Source organism: Ferroglobus sp. (genome assembly GCF_015521575.1).
GTDB lineage: Archaea > Halobacteriota > Archaeoglobi > Archaeoglobales > Archaeoglobaceae > Ferroglobus.
Window position 1 is genome coordinate 1 of record NZ_WANY01000077.1, and the last position, 15,131, is coordinate 15,131.

General features: G+C 44.1%; 17 protein-coding genes and 1 rRNA gene. 9 read left to right on the top strand and 9 right to left on the bottom strand.

What is annotated here, in order from left to right:
* From F7C14_RS03260 to F7C14_RS03285, 6 genes are all read left to right on the top strand, one after another.
* A partial coding sequence (locus tag F7C14_RS03260) for an ABC transporter substrate-binding protein (protein ID WP_290899893.1) occupies positions 1 to 1,338 on the top strand: 1,338 nt, incomplete at its 5' end.
* Positions 1,335 to 2,078: an ABC transporter ATP-binding protein gene (locus F7C14_RS03265; protein ID WP_290899895.1), complete on the top strand. Its 744-nt coding sequence runs from the start codon at positions 1,335 to 1,337 to the stop codon at positions 2,076 to 2,078. The genes F7C14_RS03260 and F7C14_RS03265, both read left to right, overlap by 4 nt.
* Positions 2,071 to 2,781: an ABC transporter ATP-binding protein gene (locus F7C14_RS03270; RefSeq protein WP_290899896.1), complete on the top strand. Its 711-nt coding sequence runs from the start codon at positions 2,071 to 2,073 to the stop codon at positions 2,779 to 2,781. Before F7C14_RS03265 ends, F7C14_RS03270 begins: the two co-directional genes overlap by 8 nt.
* 43 nt (positions 2,782 to 2,824) lie before the next feature.
* The gene (locus tag F7C14_RS03275) at positions 2,825 to 3,751 is read left to right on the top strand and encodes a transcriptional regulator (RefSeq protein WP_290899898.1); all 927 of its coding nucleotides are present in this window, start codon (positions 2,825 to 2,827) and stop codon (positions 3,749 to 3,751) included.
* Positions 3,752 to 3,753: 2 nt separating this feature from the next.
* Entirely contained in the window at positions 3,754 to 4,161 is a 408-nt protein-coding gene (locus tag F7C14_RS03280; protein WP_290899900.1) for a metal-dependent hydrolase, read from the top strand.
* Positions 4,146 to 4,901, top strand: a complete 756-nt coding sequence (locus F7C14_RS03285; RefSeq protein WP_290899902.1) for a PfkB family carbohydrate kinase — start codon at positions 4,146 to 4,148, stop codon at positions 4,899 to 4,901. The genes F7C14_RS03280 and F7C14_RS03285 overlap by 16 nt, the downstream gene beginning before the upstream one ends.
* Here the strand turns inward: F7C14_RS03285 and hisS are convergent.
* The 9 genes from hisS to pheT are packed head-to-tail and all read right to left on the bottom strand — an operon-like array spanning position 4,866 to position 13,085.
* Entirely contained in the window at positions 4,866 to 6,095 is a 1,230-nt protein-coding gene (gene hisS, locus F7C14_RS03290; RefSeq protein ID WP_290899904.1) for a histidine--tRNA ligase, read from the bottom strand. The genes F7C14_RS03285 and hisS overlap by 36 nt on opposite strands.
* A complete protein-coding gene (locus F7C14_RS03295) occupies positions 6,092 to 6,742 on the bottom strand; it encodes an RNA ligase partner protein (RefSeq protein WP_290899906.1) in 651 nt (216 codons plus the stop codon). The genes hisS and F7C14_RS03295 overlap by 4 nt, the downstream gene beginning before the upstream one ends.
* A complete protein-coding gene (locus F7C14_RS03300) occupies positions 6,739 to 7,404 on the bottom strand; it encodes a fibrillarin-like rRNA/tRNA 2'-O-methyltransferase (protein ID WP_290899908.1) in 666 nt (221 codons plus the stop codon). Before F7C14_RS03300 ends, F7C14_RS03295 begins: the two co-directional genes overlap by 4 nt.
* Positions 7,382 to 8,152 (bottom strand): RNA-processing protein, encoded by a 771-nt coding sequence (locus tag F7C14_RS03305; protein WP_290899910.1) that lies wholly within the window; start codon positions 8,150 to 8,152, stop codon positions 7,382 to 7,384. Before F7C14_RS03305 ends, F7C14_RS03300 begins: the two co-directional genes overlap by 23 nt.
* Positions 8,142 to 9,074 (bottom strand): beta-ribofuranosylaminobenzene 5'-phosphate synthase, encoded by a 933-nt coding sequence (locus F7C14_RS03310; RefSeq protein WP_290899912.1) that lies wholly within the window; start codon positions 9,072 to 9,074, stop codon positions 8,142 to 8,144. Before F7C14_RS03310 ends, F7C14_RS03305 begins: the two co-directional genes overlap by 11 nt.
* Positions 9,071 to 9,673, bottom strand: coding sequence for a hypothetical protein (locus F7C14_RS03315; protein WP_290899914.1), 603 nt, complete (start codon positions 9,671 to 9,673; stop codon positions 9,071 to 9,073). The genes F7C14_RS03310 and F7C14_RS03315 overlap by 4 nt, the downstream gene beginning before the upstream one ends.
* Positions 9,670 to 10,221, bottom strand: a complete 552-nt coding sequence (locus F7C14_RS03320; protein WP_290899916.1) for a CBS domain-containing protein — start codon at positions 10,219 to 10,221, stop codon at positions 9,670 to 9,672. The genes F7C14_RS03315 and F7C14_RS03320 overlap by 4 nt, the downstream gene beginning before the upstream one ends.
* Before the next feature lie 36 nt (positions 10,222 to 10,257).
* Positions 10,258 to 11,403, bottom strand: coding sequence for a TIGR04053 family radical SAM/SPASM domain-containing protein (locus tag F7C14_RS03325; RefSeq protein ID WP_290899918.1), 1,146 nt, complete (start codon positions 11,401 to 11,403; stop codon positions 10,258 to 10,260).
* Between the two features lie 38 nt (positions 11,404 to 11,441).
* Positions 11,442 to 13,085 (bottom strand): phenylalanine--tRNA ligase subunit beta, encoded by a 1,644-nt coding sequence (gene pheT, locus F7C14_RS03330; RefSeq protein WP_290899920.1) that lies wholly within the window; start codon positions 13,083 to 13,085, stop codon positions 11,442 to 11,444.
* Between the two features lie 254 nt (positions 13,086 to 13,339).
* On the opposite strand from pheT, the gene rrf reads away from it, so the two are divergent.
* The 3 genes from rrf (at position 13,340) to cobA (ending at position 15,124) form a co-directional block, all read left to right on the top strand.
* A 5S ribosomal RNA gene (gene rrf, locus F7C14_RS03335) occupies positions 13,340 to 13,461 on the top strand.
* A gap of 48 nt (positions 13,462 to 13,509) precedes the next feature.
* Positions 13,510 to 14,415: a DNA cytosine methyltransferase gene (locus tag F7C14_RS03340; RefSeq protein WP_290899921.1), complete on the top strand. Its 906-nt coding sequence runs from the start codon at positions 13,510 to 13,512 to the stop codon at positions 14,413 to 14,415.
* 22 nt (positions 14,416 to 14,437) lie between these two features.
* The gene (gene cobA / locus F7C14_RS03345; protein ID WP_290899923.1) at positions 14,438 to 15,124 is read left to right on the top strand and encodes a uroporphyrinogen-III C-methyltransferase; all 687 of its coding nucleotides are present in this window, start codon (positions 14,438 to 14,440) and stop codon (positions 15,122 to 15,124) included.
* The last annotated feature ends 7 nt before the right edge of the window (positions 15,125 to 15,131 follow it).

Below are 15,131 nucleotides of genomic sequence, written 5' to 3' on the forward strand. Positions count from 1 at the left end.
ATTGGTGTACTTGTGGATTTGTCTGGACCACTGACAACGTTCGGTACGGACATTAAGAACACATTGGATATTGCGAAGGATGAGATAAACAGCTACTTCAAGGAGAAGGGGCTGGATTACACAGTAGAATTTTACGTTGAAGATACGAAGGTTGATCCGAATATAGCTTTGCAAAAGGTGCAAAGCCTTTACGCCAGAGGGATAAATCTCATTGTCGGTCCGATGGGAAGTGGAGAGGTAGCTAACGTCAAGGACTTCGTTACGTCAAACAAGATAATAATAATCTCGCCATCTTCAACGGCGTTGCCGACTATAATCGGTTTCGCCACGCCGGAGGATAAGAAGTACATATTCAGATTCGTCGGAACTGACGATCTGCAGACTGATGCGATTGCATCCGAGCTTAAGGACCTCGGAGTGAAGGGAGTAGTAATAATTTACATAGGCAACGCCTGGGGAAGAGGATTGTACGAGACCATAAAGCCGAAGCTCGAAGCGGCTGGGATTGAGATAGCGCAGCCGATCGAGTATCCTGATTCCGTTCCGGCCGACTTCTCGCCATACATCTCAAGCATGGAGAGCGAATTAAACAAGCTGATCGAGAAATACGGCAGAGAGAAGGTAGCTGTTGTTGCATTTACCTACGAAGAAGTTTACACGTTGTTGGCTCAAACCCCTGAAGATTCGCCCTTGCTCAACGTCGTCTGGATCGGATGTGACGGAAACGCTAAGAGCGGAAAGATAAGCGATGCTTTGGAGAAAGTTAAGAGAGTCGGAATGTACGCAACGCTATTCGAGAGTAAAGGACCAGCTTACGATAAACTCGCTGAAGAATACGCTAAGAGAGGATTCGGAGAAGCTCCTTACCAGTATGCGATGAACGCCTACGATGCAGCTTGGGTTCTTGCACTGGCTTACGTTGAAGTCGTGAAAGAAAAAGGCAGCTACGACCCAGATGCAATGGTCGAGAAGATTAAAGAGGTGGCTGTGAAATACAGCAACGGCGAATACGGCGTGCAGCCAGTAAGCGGAAGAATCGAACTCAACGAGTGGAACGACAGAGCAAGCGGAGACTACGCAATCTACTACGTAAACGAAGAAGGAAAGTGGGACATAGCTGGGATCTGGAAGTTCGAAACCAAGAGCATCGAATGGAAGTACAAGCCGAAGTGGCCAGAGGTAAAAGCTACGCCAACACCAACACCAGAAAAGAAAGAGACGCCAGTAGAGAAGAAGGAGACTCCTAAGGAAGAAAAGAAGGAAGAGAAGAAAACACCAGGATTCGGAATACTGATTGCTGCAGCTGCTGCAGCTTACGCACTGAGAAGAAGAGCATGATTTTAAGAACTTTTTCTCTTTCCAAATTTTTTGACGGTCTAAAAGCTTTGGACAGAGTTAACATCGAAGTCGAAGAGGGAAAGATAACTCTCGTGATAGGACCAAACGGTAGCGGAAAAACAACGCTGATAAACGTGATCACGGGATTTTACAAGGCTGACGAGGGGAAAGTTGAATATAAAGGAGAAGATATAACAAACAAACCTCCCCACGAACTGTACAGAAGGGGAATAGTAAGGACGTTTCAGATTCCAAAGCCTTTGAAGAAGTTAACGGTCCTTGAAAATCTGCTGATAGCGAGGGAAAACCCCGGAGAAGGAATAGTAGGGGCGTTAACGAAAGCTTACATTCCAAAAGAGAAGGAGAGCGTCATGAAAGCCTTTGAAATTCTCGAATTCCTTGGCATAGAGCATTTATGGGACGAAGAAGCCCAGAATCTGAGTGGAGGTCAGCTCAGGCTTGTTGAGATAGGCAGAGCTCTAATGAGTGACGCAGATCTGTTTGTTATGGACGAGCCTCTGGCTGGAGTTGCACCAAAGCTTTCCCACGACATCCTCGGAAGGATGAGAGAGCTCTGCGAGATGGGGAAGACGTTTTTAATCGTTGAGCACAGGCTCGATATAGTTCTCGAATACGTTGATAAAGTATACGTGATGGCTTCTGGGAGAATTATAGCCGAAGGAAAAGGAAAGGAGGTAATAGAGAGACCGGAAGTCGTGGAGGTGTACTTAGGTGCTTGAAGTGGAAAACCTAAACGCTGGATATAAAGAGCTTCACATACTCTTCGACGTTAACGCTAAAATAAAGGAGAAATCAATAACCACGGTAGTGGGACCAAACGGCAGTGGAAAGAGCACATTTCTAAAGTCCATTTTTGGATTGACGACAATTTACAGCGGAAAGATACAGTATAACGGAAAAGACATCACGAAAATTCCTCCCCACGACAAAACCAAGCTTGGAATCGCATACTTACCTCAGACTGACAATATCTTTGCAAATCTGAGCGTCGAAGAGAATCTAAAGATTGCGGGATACACAGTAGAGAAGGAGGATTTCGAGGAAAGGGTTGAGCTTGCCTTATCAATGTTTCCAGAACTTCAAACGAAAATGAAAAGAAAGGCGGGAACGCTCAGCGGCGGAGAGAGGCAGTTCTTAGCTATGGCAATGGCATTGATAAAGAACGCGAAACTGATGATGCTCGATGAGCCAACTGCTATGCTCTCTCCAAAATACGCTTCGACAATTTTCGAGAAAATTCAGTTTCTCAGAGATGAGCTGAAGATAACGATTCTGCTCGTGGAACAGAACGTTCTAAAAGCTTTGGAAATAAGCGATTATGCGTATATGTTCGTGAGCGGAAGGGTCGTTTTCGGAGGGGAAGCTGAAGAGTTAATGAAACACGAGAAATTCGAGCAGCTTTGCGTAGGTTACACACTTTAGAGAAAACAATTTATATACACCCTTCGACATACTCTTTTTGAAGATGCAAGAACTCGTGATGCGTGCAGTGTTAAAAATACTGAAGAAAGCAGGTTTCACGGTTACGGACTTAGTCGAGACTAAGCCCAGGTGTTTCGACATAGTCGCAAGGAAAGACGACTTTGTAATCTTGATAAAAGTTCTCTACAACGTGGACTCCCTAAAATCCGAAGCCGTGAAGGAGATGAAGTTAATAGCGAAGTTCCTCAAAGCGAGCCCGATAGTTGTTGGAGAAAGGTTTAAGCAGGATTACCTTGAGAGGGGTGTTGTTTACACGAGATACGGCATTCCAGTTATAAACGTCGCAACCCTATACGACATCGTAGTCGAGAACGTTTATCCTTTAATATACTCAGCTCCAGGAGGTTATTACGTTAAGATCGACAGCGAGAAGTTCAAGAGAAGGAGAGAAGAACTCGGGCTGTCGATAGGAGAAATAGCGTCAAGGATCGGAATAACAAGAAGGGCGGCTAAGAAGTACGAGGAGGGTATCGATGTATCCCTCGATAACGCTATCAAACTTGAAGAGCTTCTTGGAGGGGATATCGTAAAGGAAATAAACGTTTTCGAATTCGAAATAGATGTGGAAGAGCCCGAAGAGGAGTTCGAAGGAGAGGAGGCAGAAATAGTTGATCAGCTGAAATGCATAGGGATAAAGATCTACCCGGTAAAGTACGCTCCCTTCGATGCTTTGAGCGTTGTTGAAGATGAAAACGTGCTTACGGGAGTTAAGCAGGTGAGGGAGATAGAGAGAAGAGCCAGCCTCATCGGTAGAGTTTCGGAGGTCGTTTCAGCAAACGCAGCGTACATCGTCGAAAAAAGGGTAAAAAGCGAAGTTGAGGGGGTAGTGTTCATAACAAAAGACGAAATATCCTGCGTTTCTTCTCCAAAAGACTTCATTTCCCTAATTCATGAGAAAAAGGAGTACTGAAAATGCTCAAAATAACGCACATATTATTTCCCGTAGCGTTAGCCAGTTTTTTGACAAAAGATGCGAACTTCCTTTTTGCAACCGGGCTCTTTGGAATTTTGAGCGACATCGACATTCTTCTAAGAATTAAACATCGCGGCTTCACACACTCTTTGCTCTTCCTCTTCCTAACTATTTACCTCGTTTACCTCCTTGACAAAAGCATTGTAATATTCGCTTTTATAGGATTGGTTTCCCACATTTTCCTCGACTCTCTAACCAAGAGCGGAGTGCAGCTTTTATATCCAGCAAAGAAGAGATTCAGAATCTTAACTTTTAGGTACGACAGCATAGTTTTAAACGCCTTAATGATACTCCTCTCGTTGTACATTCTCAAGAAAAACGGGGTGGTAAGTTGGAGGTTCTTGTAAGCGTCGCTGGTTTAGACACGTCAAATTCAGCTGGAGTAACCCTCGACACCAGAATTTTCAGACTTTTCGGTTTCCATGGAGTTTGTGCAGTCACAGCTATAACCTACCAGAACTCCTGCAGAATAGAAGGGATGAAAGTTGTCGAAGCAGAAGATCTGGAAATGCAGTTGAAAGCAATTTTCGAAGATTTCGATGTAAAGGGGGTAAAAGTTGGGATTGTGGTGTCTGAAAAGCAGGCGAAACTTCTGAGAGAATTTTTAAAAGACTTCAAAGGATTTAAGGTTCTCGATCCCATCTTAGTCTCCTCCACCGGATACAGATTTGCTGAACCAAAAATTTACGAGAGTCTTTTCGATGTCGTTGATGCAGTAACTCCAAACGTTAGAGAAGCTGAAGTCTTTTCCGGAGAGAGAATTTCAAGCGTTGAAGAGGCTAAAAAAGCTGCGAAGAAAATTGCCGAGAAGCACGGATGCTCGGTAATAATCACCGGAAAAGCCATAGGAGGAGTTGACGTTATTTACGATGGGGAATTTCACGAAATAAAAGCCGAAGTTGGAGAAAAGGAAGTGCACGGGACTGGTTGCGTTTACAGCTCAGCTTTACTTGCTAACCTCTCCCTCGGAAGAAACATCGTTGATGCGGCGAGATACGCAAGGTTGACTACCCTTGAGAGCGCCAAAAGAGCTAAGAGAGTGGGAAGATGTTTACTCTTCGTCGATCCTCCCTTTGCTTTTGATTAATTCTACCGCCTCCTCAAAACTCACGGACTTCTGCTTTCCGGTAACGAGGTCCTTAACTGAAAAAACTCCGCTTTCAAGTTCCTTTTTACCAATGATTACAGCGTATTCAGCCGAAATGTCGTTTGCAAAGCTCATCTGCTTTTTCAGACTTCTCCCCATAACATCGACTACTACCTTCACTCCATTCTCTCTAAACCTTTCAGCTATTTTGAAAGCCTCTTTAGACTCGACAAGCGAAACAACAACCACCGGCGGCTCGTATTTCGGGGATTTGACGAAAAGCTCCATAACTCTGTCGAAACCTATCGCAAATCCAGTTCCCGGAACATCTTCTCCTCCAAATAATTTTGCGAGCCTGTAACTTCCTCCCCCGCACACCTGCTTTTGCGCTCCTAAGCCTTCCGCGTAGTACTCAAAAACCGTGCCTGTATAGTAATCCAAACCTCTCGCGACTGTGAAGTCGACGAAATATCTCAGCCCGAGTTCATCGAGAATTTCGCAAATTTTTTTGAGATGGCTAAAATCGTAGTCGATAACCTCTTCAGCTTCTTCGACGTTTTTTATTTCTCTGAACTGGAGGATGGTTTCGTAAATCTCTACCATATCGTACTTGGCAAGCAACCTCTTCAGGGCTTCAAATTCCTCCTTGTCTATAAGCCTCATAGCAGCCTCCTTTTCTGGGATGTCCCTAAGAACGTATCTGAGCAGATTCACATCTCCTATGCTGAGTTCAAAGTTAATCCCAGCCCTTTCAAGCATTCTGTAAGAAAGCAAAATAACTTCAGCCTCAGCTTCTGGGGAATTGCTTCCTATAAGCTCCGCCCCAAACTGCCAGAACTCTCTATACCTTCCTTTCTGAGGTCTCTCGTATCTAAAGCAGTTAGAGAAGTAGTAGAACCTTAGAGGCTTTGGCAGATGAGAGCACTCGTTAACGAACATCCTCATAACCGGGGCTGTAAGCTCTGGACGAAGCGCTAAGTCCCTCCCACCTTTATCTTTGAAAGCGTAAATTTCCTTTATTATCTCCTCTCCAGACTTTATCGTGAAGAGTTCTAAGTGTTCAAAAGTCGGAGTTTGAATCTCCCTATAGCCGAAAAGCTCAGCAACTTCTCTGAAAATTTTTTCGAGCTCTCTTCTTTTCTCCATCTCTTCTGGTAAGAAATCTCTCGTCCCTCTCGGTCTCTCTATCTTCATTTCTCTCCCTCCAACATGCTTAAATACTCCCTGAGCATTCTCGGAAACTTTATCGCCTCCACGAATCTCAAACCCATCAGCTCAGCCCACCTCTTTATTCCCTCATCACTACTGACTACCGCTGCGTCAAGCTCTTTAGCCAAGAGGAGAACATCTATATCCGGAGAAGAGTCAAGAATTCCGTGGCGTAGCGCTGCCCTGTACTTCTCCCTGAATCTCGAAATGAGTTCACCTATCTCCTTTCTAAGCTCCTCTGGTTTTACCTTAGACGTCACAGCCGAGCTTTCCCAGATAAAGTCCTCAGCTATCCTCCTGCCCTTGTTAATCTTCTGTCTCATAGTAAGAACGTATTCGTAAAAAATTGCCGCCGGAATCATTACCTCTATTCTGCTTGGCGTTTTCTTGATCAGCCACGTGTCGATCTTGATTATTACCTCCTCGGAGCAGTTGTACCTCTTCAGAAAACTTATAAGCTCGGTGTAAACAGAGGGATAGGGAATGTAGCAGCTTATATCCAGCTTCATTCTCGCTTTAGCGATCAAATCCAGAATTTCGCTTGCCGAATGGCATAGGTCTTCGAAACCCTCCTTTTCCCTCATGCCAGTATCGGTTATTGCTGTAGTGTCGAGAACGAAGCGTTGCCTCATCCCCTCCACCTTAGGTAAAAGCAGACATGGTCTTTGTGATAACTCTGGATGTCGATTTTAGATAGCAGGTCGAATTTCCTTTTTAACTCCTTTTCAACGTTTTTGAAAATTTTTTCAGGTTCGAGAGTCGAATCTATACTTCTCGCTTTAACCATTATTATCCCAATTCCCCCCTTCTTCAAAAAGAACTCTGCATTTTTAACGAAAATGTCTATTTGGTCCCTCTGAGCTATATCTTGATAAATAAAATCGACTTTTTCGACTATTCCAGAGTAATTCTCCGGCTTTCTCGCATCTTCAAGGAGGGGAACGATATTTCTCCTCTCTTTGGCAAGTTCAAGGAATTTCACGAAGGGCTTTGCGGAGTATTCAACAGCGTAAATAACGCCCTCTTCAACGATATCCGAAAGGTGGCTCACTGTCGTTCCTGAAGCTGCTCCAAGGTAAAGGATTTTCGTATCTTCTTTAATCTTCGGTCTCAACCCCTTTATTATCGCCGCAGAAAGCTTGCTCCTCGTGGGAATCCACTCTCTATACTCTCCGTACTTTCTCTCCCCGTAAAAGGGAGGATACTTACTCTTCGTCGCTAAAAGTCTCTTTCCGTTAACCTGAATGAAGTACGTGTTAGGTAAAACCTCCTCAAGCTCTTGCAAGTTCTTCATACTTCCTCCTAACCTCCTCCGCGAGTTCTTCCTTCAACTCTCCGCTAAAGTAATCGAGTTTAGCAGCTATAGCAAGCTTTCCAGCCATAAACCTCGCCATCTTTCCTCTTTTCCTCTTGGGGAGAGATCTTATGAAAGGATGCTGAAATATTATTCCGTGCTTGGGTATTTTAGCTTTCTTACCCTTCCTAATTCTCGTCAAAGCTTTGAACAGGGATTTCTCGGCTCCAATAATCTGTATCGTGCTTGCCGGAAGAATTGCAAGCTTTTCCATGCTTCCCGCCCTCTCTAAAAGCCTCGCAGCGATCTTAGCTCCGAGTATTTCGGTTAGATTCGGTGCTATTTTACCCATGACCTCATCGATTTCCTTCTCAATTCTTCTTCTCAGCTCTTTTAAACCCCTAATTCTCTCTTCAAATTCCTCAGAAATTTCCGACGTCTTAACTTCCACGAGATCCCTATACTTCTCTTCGAGCAGATTTATAGCTTCGTTAAGCTCATCCAAAGCTTTAACGAGCATTATGACGTATCTATCCTCCCTTCTTAACTCCCTCTCAACTTTTCTTTCCGTAACCTCTATCGCAACCCTTCTGAGGACTTCGTAATAATTTTTGACTTTTTCTTTAGCCTCTTCAAAAGCTTCTTCCGGAACTGGACTGGGATTTTTCGCTTTCGCAAAGGATTTCGCAAAGTCCTTTGACAGTTTCAGCTTTCCGTCATATTCTCCGCACCAGAGGTTATACTTCAACTTCAGCCCCCCTGTTTCTCCCCTTTGTTAAAATTAACTCCACATCGTAACCGTTTACGATCTCTTTAACTTCATCGATATTTATTTTTTCTGATACAAGATATAGTGTCGGTCCAGTGGAGCTCATCCCGCAAGCCCCAAGCTCTTGTAACTTCTTCATTAGCTTTCTGAACTCCTCTCCGTACTGATTTACCTCAGCTTTTTTAAATCCGATTTCCTGGATTCTCGAAATCGCTGAAGAAAACTCCTCAAGATCTTTCTCTGCCACAGCCGGAAGGAGCTTCATCAGTATTATGTGGCAAAGTTCCCTAACCTCTTCAATTTTTACCGGAGTGTTTTTCTCAAACAAATCGACTTCTTTCTTCCCAAAAAATCCTTTCTTTTCCGGAATTATCAAGCAAATTTCCCAATCGGGAAAATCGAGTCTCGAAATGAGAGGGGCTGGAGGGGCGTTGCTGAAAGCGGAAGGTAAAAAGCTGTTCTTAACTTTTTTCGAATGCCCTCCGTCAACTATAAAGCCGCCAAACTCAAAAGCGGCAACGCCTATTCCAGAAGTCCCTCCCCTCTTGGTTATTCTTGCTATTTCTCTCGTGCTTAGGTTCAATCCGTACAGTTCGGAATAAGCTTTCCCCACTGCCAGACTTATCTGAGTTCCGCTACCCAAACCAACATGAGGCTTGTAATCGGAAATGACCTCGATTTTTATCCCCCTTCCAAACCTCTCTTTGAAAATTTTTGCGACGTATTCAAACCTGTCCCTATTAAAAGATTCGCCCGCTATCTTTACATCCTCCGCTTTTTCGGCTCTAATTTTTATGTAAGGTTCCTCAAGAGCGAAACCCACTCCCCCATCGATCCTGCCTATTTCACCGTTTAAGTCTATCAGAGTAACGTGAATCCTTGAGGGTGTTCTTATGATCATATCCTCTCAAGCTCCACCTTTTTTAAATAACTTTTTGATTTTAAGTCAACAACGTAAGCCTCCGGAGCAATAACAGGCAATTCGTAGCCGGTAAATATCCTCATAATCTCCCCTGCTTGGATGCTGCAAGTTATGGAGTAAGAGATCGGATTTTCTTCAATCTGCGGCATCTTGACTTCGAAAAAGCTAACGCCGTCTGGAAGAAAAGTTGTAATTATTTTAGGAATGAATGGGACTCCAAGCTCTTCAGCAATTTTCGCTGCCACATCCTCGTATTTGTGGGCGACGACGACGTCTATCCCCCTCAGTTGTCTTTTCAATTCTTTGTAGTCGTGGGGGTAGGGATAACTTATCACGCAGCTGTCCGGATTTGGATGCATCACGTCATAGTCGTTTGCATCGAGATAGTCGTAAGTGGGGTCAATTCGAACGTCCATTGGTGTGACGACATCCCCTATGTACCTTATACAACCAACTCCGCATCTCCAAAGAATTTCTGCGAGCATTCTGCTTCCTATAACTGCTACGCTAAACTTCCTCAGATACTCTATTTTTTCGTAGTCCGCCATTTCAAACCAGAAGATGTGCTTGAAATTCATCCCTTAATCACCTTCATGACATCGTGTTTCGTAATTATCCCAAGTATCTTATCTTTCTCAACCACCAAAACAGCTGGGCTGTTTAAAAGCATCTTGGAAATGTTTTCAAGAGACTCGTCCGGAGGTATTGCCGGAAGAGGATCTTCCATTATCTCCCTAACCTTTATTTCAACGAGAGAATCTGCTCCTTTTTCGATCATTCTTTTTATTATAGCCGATTCCGTTACGGTTCCGACAACCTTCCCCCTCTCGATGACCGGGATCTGGGAAATACCTTTCTCCCACATTATCTCTATAATTTTCTTTGCCGTGTCGTTTGGAGAGGCGAAGATAACGTTCGGATTCATTATTTTCTTAGCTGTCATTTTTCCTTCAAGCTCGTCGAGAACTTTGAATATCTTTTTTATGAGAGAGAGCTTTGGATCAAGGTCTCCGCTTTCGAGTCTTGCTATAAGAGGCTGGCTAACTCCAACAAGCTCAGCCAGCTTTTTTTGCGTCAACCCTAATTTCTTCCTCCTCCTTTTGATTTCTTCAATTTCGTAGAACATCTTCAACTCAAAATTTCGAAGGAAAATTGATAAAGCTTACTGCCTCGATTTCTTGGGAATGTATATGCACCTTGGCTCTTCAGCAAGGTAGTCGCCGGTCATAGCGTAAGCTCTCGCTCTGCTACCACCGCAGATTCTTCTGTATTCGCAAATCCCGCATTTCCCTTTCAGCATGTCGGGATTCTTTAATTCGACAAATATCTTGGAGTTCATGTATATCTCTTTCAAACTTTTTTCCCTTACATTTCCAGCCTGAATTGGCAGAAATCCACTCGGATAAACTTCGCCTATGTGGCTGATGAAGAACATTCCTCTTCCATCGGTTATACCCATCATCCTTCTGATTCCGTCTGCTAAGCTCCTTCCGTAAGCTCCAGAAACTATTTCCTTTGGTTTAGCCTCGAATCCATCCAGCTTCGACCTCAGCTTGTAATAAAGCTCCCCGTGGGGCAGATCGTAAATTCCCCTATCCCTCATCTGCTCAACTCTTCTTAGATGAGTGGCTGCCGAGCTTTTAACGTTAAGAGGAGTGAGCTTCGAAACATCGTACAGGAAGTTCAAAACGTCCTCGAATTCTTGCGAAGAGGGCATGTACTCAACTTTAGCCCTTCCAGTTGGTACGATGAAAAAGACGTCCCACAAAGCTATCTCGTAATCTATTCCTATTCTCATTATGTTCGGCAAGTCGAGCATGTTGAAGGTAGTCACGGTTGTGTTTATCTGTCTTGAAATTCCGATTTCCTTAGCCATTTCAAGTATTTCCAAGCTTGTTTCAAAAGTTCCGGTTACTCCTCTAAAGTAGTCGTGAATTTCCGAAGTGCTACCGTCTAAGCTTATCGCAATCCTCGCAACTCCGGCTTCTTTTAACTTCTCCAATCTCTGCTTCGTTGCAAGTTTAGTTCCACTGAAAGCTATTGCCGTCCTAATCCCGCTTTTGCTTGCGTATTCAATGATGTCAAAAACGTCGTCCCTCATCAGCGGATCTCCGCCCGTTATAACGAGGAGAGGATACGGTTCGCCAAATTCCCTTAGCTGATCAACGACCTTGTAAGCTTCTTCAGTCGTAAGCTCGTCCGGGTGTCTTTTCTTCTGAGCTTTCGCCCTGCAATGCTTACAAGCAAGCATACAGGCTCTCGTTAGTTCCCAGAACACTATGAAGGGCTTTTTCGTTATGTCGAACATCGATTAAAGCAGAAAAATTGAGTGTAAAAACCTTTGCCCTAAATGATGTAGCCGGTATCGAAGATCTCACTCAAATCAATCTCGAAAGCTGCAACGGGATTCGACAAATCGAATTTCTCCAAAACCTCAGGATGAATTTCCCCGAAAACCCCTATTTTCTTTCCTCTAACTATTATGTCCGCTCTCCTTCCTTTTATGAAAGCCTCGTCCTCGCTTTCCTTAACATCCCACTCAAGGTCGAGCTCCCTCATCAAAGCCTGAACGTAGCTCCTTATCTCCGAGAAGTTCGCTTTAGAGTGAGTCACGCAAGCAGCGAGCCTTAATCTGTTCTTCAAATTTACTACGACATCTCCAACTTCGAATATCTTCTGGGGCATCGCATGGTGTTTGTTGTTCGCCAAAACCTCAAGGAGCTTCGGAAGGATGTCCGTTCTGATTATCGTGTGCTCCTCAGTTAAAGGATGCATAACTGGAACGAAATCCTTCCAAGGTTCCGCCTTCCTCCTCATGAACTCATACTGCGCTTTCTCGTTCGTTAGGGTAAAGGTTATAACCTCCGTAAAGCCGAGACCTATCATTATCTCCCTAATCAACTCTCTCAGCTTGAACCACTCGTGCTCTCTCCCAATTCCAGGAGTTGGAGGATAGGTGGGCTGAATTCTGTCGTACCCGTAGCCGATTGCTATATCCTCTATTACATCCCATTCGTGCATTATGTCCGCTCTGTAGGGCGGAATGAACACCTTGACGATATTCTCCCCAATCTCGAAGCCGTACCTCATTCTTCCCAAAGCCAGCTTTATTTCCTCATCGCTCAGCTTAAACCCAAGAAGAGAGTATATTTCGCTCTTTTTAACCTCCAAAACCCTCGGAGACATGTCAGGTGTTTCTTCCCTCTTATTCGGATAAATTATTTCAACGCTCTCAAGTTTTCCTCCCCTATCAGCGAACATTGCAGCCAAAATTTTCAGAGCCTTGTCGACGTTCTCGTCGAAGCCGGTAACGTCTATGAAGAGGTTGGTCGTTCTCTCGGTCACCCTCGTTAGCTCTGCATTAATTATCGGAGGGAATGAAATTGCGTTACCTTTGGAATCTATTATCATCGGGTAGGCTTCAGCTTTCTCCAAAATAAATCTGTACTCCTTCCCTTTAGGATGCCTCTCCAAAATTTCCTTGACGCTCATCTCCTCCTCAAAATCAAGGGGAACAAAGGAGAATTCCTCAGAAACAGCCGTGTACTTCAAAGGAAAGCTAATCTTGTCGAGGTCGTGAATTCCTATAGCCATCTTTCTCCTGTTCCTTCCTATCGTCCAGTGAAGGTCTTCCTGCACCTCAATCATAGACCTCAAAACTCTGTCGTCAATCCTTATGTTCCTAACAACGCACCCAACTATCCTCGGTCTTACTCTCAAAACGCTCTCGTCCACGTAAATTTTCCAGTTCCCCTTTTTAACCTCGTAGTCGATATAACCGAACTCGATATCCATAAAACCTTTTAAAGCTCTCGCAACACCTTCAACGCTGTAAAGGTCTGGGCGATTCGGAAAGAATTCAACATCAACGTGATCCTCCTCAACCCTCTCAACATCGCAACCGAGCATGGGAAGCTTTTTCAAAATCTCCTCCCTGCTTTTTCCTACTAATTCCTCAAGCTCATCCCAGTAAAGGGTGACTACCGGCATTGATTCTCGCTGGGTTTTTCAGCATATATTTTTTACTTCAACGATTCTACGATGGTAGTCGAACCTTACGCAGCTCGTAACCATTGGATGATCTTTATTCCATAGTTGTCCGATAAAACCGCACTTCCTTAAGGGTATTCACCGACGCTCTCAACGCATCCAAGAAACACATTTAATAATGAAAAATAATTTAGGAATCGTACCTAAGTCCAGCACCAAAACGCTTAAATAACGACTCATTTTTAACTAAAAACGCCGACGGCCATAGGGATCGGGGAAACACCCGGTCTCATTCCGAACCCGGAAGTTAAGCCCGATCCCGTTCCGCGTTGTACTGCGCTCCGAGAGGGCGCGGGAAGCGCGGAAGCTGTCGGCATCTTTACTAAAACCTTTTTAGCAGAGCAATTCTATTCTAAAAGAGTCGATGAAAGTAGCTGATATATTCGCCGGAGCTGGAGGATTTGCAAGAGGTTTTGTTGAAGAAAAGTTCGAGGTAGTTGTTGCTGTCGACAATTTCAAGCACGCTGTCAACACTTACAAGGAGAACTTCGATACCGATGTTTTTCAGGTGGATGTTAAGAATTTCAGCGGGAAGATTTTGAAAGATTACGGAGTCGAGATGATCATAGCCTCTCCACCCTGCGAAGCTTTCACGAAGGCAAACGAGAGGAGGTTTGAAAAACCTGAAGATCGACTTTTCAAAGATAAGAGAGGTATGCTCACCTTAGAGTTCATCAGGATTTTGAAGGAAGCTAAGCCCGATTTCTTTATAATGGAAAACGTCCCCGGAATTCTTGAGCTGAAAGGCGTTTTGAGCAAACTATTTAAAAAAGCCGGTTACGACGTTTACTTCAACGTTCTCAAAGCCGAGGATTTCTCTACGCCTTCTAAAAGAACGAGAGTCTTCGTTTCTAACATGGAAATAAAGCCCGAAAAAGGGAAGAAGATCAAAGTTATAGAAGCTATTTCCAACATTCCGAATGACGCTCCAAACAACTTTGCTAAAAAGCTGTCTAAGAAAAAAGAGATGGAAATCTCAAGACTTAGGTGGGGTGAAGCTTTGTACGGGTTCAGAGGTAGCGGGAAAAGCTTCGGAAATTGGATAAGGCTTCACCCCTACAGGCTTGCTCCGACGGTTTTGGGGAATTCGAGATTCGTCCATCCCTTCGAGAACAGGCTGCTTACCGTAAGAGAACAAGCGAGATTAATGGGTTTTCCAGACGACCACGTTTTTAAAGGTGGCATTGAGACGCAGTACGAGCTGGTTGGCGAAGCAGTACCGCCAACCCTTTCGAGGGCTATAGCAAAGGCTGTAAGAAAAGTTATTTAACCTCCAAAAAGTATCTTCGGCGGTGTCCGGAAAAGTGTACATCGTAGGAGCTGGACCGGGAAACTTCGAACTTCTGACGATAAAAGCACTCAGAGCTCTTATAGAGGCAGATGTAGTTTTGCACGACTCCTTAATCGGAGAAGAAATCTTGGAAAAACTAAAGGAAATGGGAAAAGAACTCATCAACGTGGGGAAGAGGAAAGGTAGTAATAGGAGGCAAGAGGAAATTAACGAACTGATGGTCAGACTCGCAAGAGAAGGGAAAATCGTGGCGAGGTTGAAGGGGGGAGATCCGTTCGTTTATGGAAGGGGATACGAGGAAGTTAAAGCTTTAAAGGAAAACGGAATAGACTACGAAGTTATTCCCGGAATAAGCTCGATAACTCTTCCGTCCTTCTACGAAATCCCATTAACAAGGAGCGGAGTTAGCAAGAGCATAGTCGTTATTCCGGGGAACATAAAAGAGGAAGAAGTGGACGTGTTGCTAAAAAACTCAACTTTCGTCGTGCTAATGGCAAGAGATTATGCGGAGAATATAAAAAAAATTCTAACAAAAGTTGGAAAGCCAGAAGATTGCCCAGCTGCTATAATCGAGAACGGATCTACAAAAAAAGGTAGAACAATTTTCTGCAAGCTCAAAGAGCTACCGGAAAGAATGAAAGAAGTCAGAGGTGTGGCGATGGTGGTGGTGGGAGAAGCGATCGGATGAAAGCATA